1 protein-coding gene is annotated in these 287 nt (G+C 74.6%); it reads left to right on the top strand.

All coding sequences use genetic code 11. From position 1 onward, the window contains the following. Positions 1 to 287, top strand: a 287-nt coding sequence (locus VJI93_RS08665) for a glycosyltransferase (RefSeq protein ID WP_324009298.1), incomplete at both ends; no start/stop codon positions are given.

Consider the following 287-nt stretch of genomic DNA (forward strand, 5'->3'; position numbering starts at 1 on the left):
TGCGCGCCGCGGTCGCGGGCGACGACGTGATCGTCGGCTACGTGGGGCGGCTCGCGCCGGAGAAGCAGGTCGACGACCTGAGGGCGCTGGTCGGCATCCCGGGCGTCCGCCTCGTGGTCGTCGGCGACGGCCCCTCGCGCCCGATGCTGGAGCGCGAGCTTCCCGGCGCCGTGTTCCTCGGGCACCTCACGGGCGAGCGGCTCGCGGAGGCGATGGCGAGCTTCGACGTCTTCGTCCACCCCGGCGAGAGCGAGACGTTCGGCCAGACGATCCAGGAGGCGCTCGCG

Origin of the sequence: Parvimonas sp. M20 (assembly GCF_035282425.1) — a bacterium.
GTDB lineage: Bacteria > Bacillota > Clostridia > Tissierellales > Peptoniphilaceae > Parvimonas.